Source organism: Pseudomonas sp. GW821-FHT09C10, from assembly GCF_059418085.1.
Window position 1 is genome coordinate 1 of record NZ_JBWKPE010000032.1, and the last position, 5,070, is coordinate 5,070.

4 protein-coding genes are annotated in these 5,070 nt (G+C 62.9%); all 4 read left to right on the forward strand.

Translation table 11 applies throughout. The features are described 5' to 3' along the window. Positions 1–221 precede the first annotated feature (221 nt). The 4 genes from AC07OT_RS30925 to AC07OT_RS30940 all read left to right on the forward strand — a co-directional run bounded on the left by AC07OT_RS30925 (position 222) and on the right by AC07OT_RS30940 (position 4,790). Positions 222–2,222 carry a ribonucleoside triphosphate reductase gene (locus AC07OT_RS30925; RefSeq protein ID WP_495109881.1) on the forward strand — a complete coding sequence of 667 codons (2,001 nt, stop codon included), beginning with the start codon at positions 222–224 and terminating at the stop codon, positions 2,220–2,222. A gap of 31 nt (positions 2,223–2,253) precedes the next feature. Beyond that, on the forward strand, positions 2,254–2,409 hold the full coding sequence (nrdD, locus tag AC07OT_RS30930; RefSeq protein ID WP_027607168.1) for an anaerobic ribonucleoside-triphosphate reductase: 156 nt from the start codon (positions 2,254–2,256) through the stop codon (positions 2,407–2,409). Next, positions 2,406–3,101, forward strand: a complete 696-nt coding sequence (locus tag AC07OT_RS30935; protein ID WP_131699969.1) for an anaerobic ribonucleoside-triphosphate reductase activating protein — start codon at positions 2,406–2,408, stop codon at positions 3,099–3,101. The genes nrdD and AC07OT_RS30935 overlap by 4 nt, the downstream gene beginning before the upstream one ends. A gap of 69 nt (positions 3,102–3,170) precedes the next feature. After that, on the forward strand, positions 3,171–4,790 hold the full coding sequence (locus tag AC07OT_RS30940; RefSeq protein ID WP_495109882.1) for a methyl-accepting chemotaxis protein: 1,620 nt from the start codon (positions 3,171–3,173) through the stop codon (positions 4,788–4,790). Positions 4,791–5,070 lie beyond the last annotated feature (280 nt).

Below are 5,070 nucleotides of genomic sequence, written 5' to 3' on the forward strand. Positions count from 1 at the left end.
CGAGTGTTGGGGCAAGAGCCCTTTGGTTACTTTGGGGCTTTTCCAAAGTGACCCGCTGTAAGAGCGGAACCATAGGCCGCCGTTACCTAAATAACGGATATGTACCCAATCAAAAAACCTTGACCCCGATCAAGGGAACCCCACCCCATTCTCCGTAATCTCACTGCATATTGTGTCTTAAAGCCTAAAAACATCTATATGTAGTGCCTGGAGCCCGGAAAATGCAAAACACGCTCACCCCGTTGGTCAGCACCCGCCTACACAAACGCGACGGCAGCCTGGTCCCCTTCAACGCCGAAAAAATCCACCACGCCCTGACCGCCGCCGGTACCGCCACCGGCGAGTACCAGGAGGCCGACGTCGACCTGTTACTGGGCGCCGTCCTCGCTCGCCTGAGGGGCATCGAACACCTGGACGTCGAACAAATCCAGGACAGCGTCGAACGCGTACTGATGGACGCCGGCTACTTCCTCTCCATGCGTGCCTATATCGTCTACCGCGAACAACACGGCCGCCTGCGCCGCGACCGCAAGACCCTGGTGGAAGTCGCCACCTCGATGAACGAATACCTCGACCGCGAAGACTGGCGTGTGCAAGCCAACGCCAACCAGGGCTACTCCCTGGGCGGGCTGGTGTTGAACGTGTCGGGCAAGGTCACCGCCAACTATTGGCTCGACGAGGTCTACAGCCAGCAGATCGGCCGTGCGCACCGTGAGGCGGATCTGCATATCCATGACCTCGACATGCTTGCCGGTTATTGCGCCGGCTGGTCGCTGCGTTCGCTGCTGCACGAAGGCCTCAATGGCGTGCCGGGCCGTGTCGAAGCCGGGCCGCCCAAGCACTTGGGCAGCGCCCTGGGGCAGATGGTCAACTTCCTCGGCACCCTGCAAAACGAATGGGCCGGCGCCCAGGCGTTCAGCTCGTTCGATACCTACCTGGCGCCCTACGTGCGCAAGGACCAACTGAGCTACGCCGAGGTGCGCCAGGCGGTGCAGGAGTTCATCTACAACCTCAACGTACCGTCGCGCTGGGGCACCCAGACGCCGTTTACCAACCTGACCTTCGACTGGGTGTGCCCGGAAGATCTGCGCGAGCAGGTGCCGGTGATCGGCGGTGAGGAAATGCCGTTTGCCTATGGCGACCTGCAAGCGGAAATGGCGCTGATCAACCGCGCCTATATCGAAGTGATGCAGGCCGGCGATGCCAAGGGCCGGGTCTTCACCTTCCCGATTCCCACCTACAACATCACCCACGATTTCCCCTGGGACAGCGAGAACGCCGACCGTCTGTTCGAGATGACCGCGCGCTACGGCCTGCCGTATTTCCAGAACTTCCTCAATTCCGATATGCAACCCAACCAGGTGCGCTCGATGTGCTGCCGCCTGCAACTGGACGTGCGCGAGCTGCTCAAGCGCGGCGGTGGGTTGTTCGGTTCGGCGGAGCAGACCGGCAGCCTGGGCGTGGTGACGATCAACTGCGCGCGCCTCGGCTACCTGTTCAAGGGCGACACCTCGGGCCTGTTGCAACGCCTGGACAGCCTGATGGACATGGCCATGGAAAGCCTGGAGGTCAAGCGCAAGGTGATCCAGCACCATATGGACGCCGGCTTGTACCCCTACACCAAGCGTTACCTGGGCACCTTGCGCAATCACTTCTCCACCATCGGCCTCAACGGCATGCACGAGATGCTGCGCAATTTCACCTGCGACGAGCAGGGCATGCACACCGAAGAGGGCCGCACATTTGCCCTCAAGCTGCTCGACCATGTGCGTGCCACGTTGCTGCGCTTCCAGGAAGACACCGGCCACCTCTACAACCTCGAAGCAACCCCGGCGGAAGGCACCACCTACCGCTTCGCCAAGGAAGACCGCAAGCGCTACCCGGACATCCTGCAGGCCGGCAGCGACGTCGCGCCGTACTACACCAACTCCTCGCAACTGCCGGTGGGCTTTACCCAGGACCCCTTCGAAGCCCTGGAGCTGCAAGACGAACTGCAATGCAAGTACACCGGCGGCACCGTGTTGCACCTGTACATGGCCGAGCAGATTTCCTCGGCCCAGGCCTGCAAGCAGTTGGTGCGCAAGGCGTTGGGGCGTTTCCGCCTGCCGTACCTGACGATCACCCCGACGTTCTCGATCTGCCCGGTGCACGGTTACCTCGCCGGTGAACATGAGTTCTGCCCCAAGTGCGATGAAGTGCTGGCACGGGCCGCTGCGCACTGAACCGATCTTCCAACCCGCAAGGAGATTCACCATGCAAACATCCCAGCCACAACGTCAGCGCTGCGAAGTCTGGACCCGGGTGATGGGCTATCACCGGCCCGTGTCGGCGTTCAATCCCGGCAAACAATCCGAGCACAAGGAACGGGTGCATTTCACTGAAACGGCCGCCGTGGCCGGGCGCCAATGAGTCGAGCGCTACGGGTCGGGGGCCTCGTGCCCCTGACCACCCTCGACTACCCCGGCATGCTCGCCTGTGTGCTGTTTTGTCAGGGCTGTGCCTGGCGCTGTCGTTACTGCCACAACCCGGACCTGATCCCGCCGCGCGGTAGCACGGAGGTGGATTGGCGCCGGGTGTTGCTGTTTTTGCAGCGGCGCAAGGACTTGCTCGACGCCGTGGTGTTCAGCGGCGGCGAGCCGACCTTGCAGGAAGGCCTGCCGGCGGCCATGGATGAAGTGCGGGCGATGGGCTTTCGTGTCGGCCTGCACAGCGCCGGGATCAAGCCGGCAGGGTTTGCCAATGCGTTGCGGCATGCCGATTGGGTCGGCTTTGACGTCAAGGCGCTGGCCGAGGATTGCCAGTTGATTACCCAGGTCAGGAACAGCGGTGCCGCCAACTGGCGCAGCCTCGACACCCTGTTGGCCAGCGGCGTCGAGTACGAGTGCCGCACCACGGTGCATTGGCATTTGATCGACCCCCCTCGGTTGCTGTTGCTGGCCCAGCGTTTGCAAGCCAACGGCGTGCAACGCTTTGCGGTGCAAATGGTGCGCACGGCCAGCATGCTCGATGCGCAATTGTCGAGTTCTCCGGCACAGGCTGCCTTGCCGGAGTTATGGGGCCGATTGCGCGAGTTGTTTCCTGCTTTTGTATTGCGAGGGTGATCGGCGCCCTCAAGCGGATTTTTATAGATGCTGCCCATGACGGGCAGGTGTTCATCAGGGACTATCACAATGAAGCAATTAACCACGGCACAACGCATTGTCATCGGTTTCGCGATTGCGCCGCTGGCGCTGGTCGGCTTGGTGTTTTACGCCCTTCACGACCTGGCGACCCTCAAGCAGCAGTCCGAGCAGATCGTGCAGCAGGACTGGCCCAGAATTGCGCCGATCATGGTGATCGCCACCGGGGTGCGCGATAACGGGCGCAACACCCGCGACCTGCTGATCGACCAGGACAACCAACAGGCCCAGGCCTCCATCGGCACCACGCGCGAGCGCATCACCCAGGCGTTCGCCACCCTCGAACCGCTGCTCGACACCGCCGAAGGCAAGGCCGCCTATGCCACCTTGAAAACCCACCGTGAGGCCTACGTGGCGGCCTTCACCCAGGTGCAGGCGCTGATCCTGCAAGGCGCGCGCGAGCAGGGCCTGGCCCAGCTCAAAGAGCAGGTGATCCCGGCCGAGCTTGAGGTGTTCAAGAGCCTGGATGCGTTGATGGCCATGCAGGGGCGGCTGTTCGCCGAGCGTCAGCAGGCGGCGCAAACCCTGTATGACGAGGCACGACGCACCATGCTCGGGCTGTTCCTGCTGTGCCTGGCCCTGGTGGTGGCGGCGGCGGTGATCGTCACGCGCAGCGTCACCCGCCCGCTGGGCGGCGAGCCGGATGAAGTGGCGCGGGTGTTGAGCCATATCGCCGAGGGCGACCTGACCCTCGAGGTGCCATTGGGCAACAGTATCGACGGCAGTGTGATGCGCAACCTGCACCAGATGCAGCAGAGCCTCAACCAGATGGTGCGCCATATCGCCGCGTCGGTGGACGGCGTGGCCAGCTCGTCGGAAGAGTTGAGCGCGGTGAGCGGTCAGACCAGCAGCAGCCTGCAGTTGCAGGGCCAGGAAATCGAACTGGCCGCCACGGCGGTGAATGAAATGACCGCCGCCGTCGACGAGGTGGCACGCAATGCCGTGAGCACCAGCGAAGCCTCGCGCCTGTCGGAGCAGACCGCCCAGCGTGGACAGGCGCAGGTGCAGGAAACCGTGGCGTCGATCAACACCTTGGCCACCGGCGTGGTGGAAACCTCGGAGCGTATCCAGCAGCTGGCCGGCCGTGTGCAGGACATCAGCAGCGTGCTCGAAGTGATCCGCAGCATTGCCGACCAGACCAACCTGCTGGCGTTGAACGCGGCCATCGAAGCGGCCCGCGCCGGGGAAGCCGGGCGCGGGTTTGCGGTGGTCGCCGATGAAGTGCGCGCGTTGGCCCATCGCACCCAGGTCTCGACCCAGGAGATCGAGCAGATGATCGGCAATATCCGCCAGGACACCGAACACGCCGTGGCCGCCATGCACAGCAGCAGCGAGCGGGTACAGGCGACCTTGAGCGTGGCGCAACGTTCGGGAGAAGCGCTGGACGAGATCACCCGGTCGATCTCGCAGATCAACGAACGCAATATGATGATTGCCAGCGCCACCGAAGAACAGGCGCTGGTGGCGCGGGAAGTGGATCGCAACCTGGTGGGCATTCGCAACCTGTCCCAGCAGGTGTTGCAGGGCGCGATACACACCGAGACGGCCGGGCATGACCTGGCCGGAATGGCGGGGACGCTGCATCAGACGGTGGCACGGTTCAAGGTGTAACTTCGGCTGGTGCGGTCAGGGGGCTTGTTTCCGTGGCGGCCGTCGGGCCGACCATGGCGTTGGATTTGATTGAGTACATATCCATTGCTGCGGTCACGGCCACTTAGGGTTCCGCTCTTACAGCGGGTCACTTTTGGAAGAGCGCATTTGAGATCAAAAGCCAAAGCGCGGCGGCCTTAGAGCCGACCGGAGTTGGGTCTGGTGTACTCGGTAAATGTGGGAGGGGGCTTGCCCCCGATTGCAGTGGGTCAGTACCAAATCCATCAACTGACACTCCCTC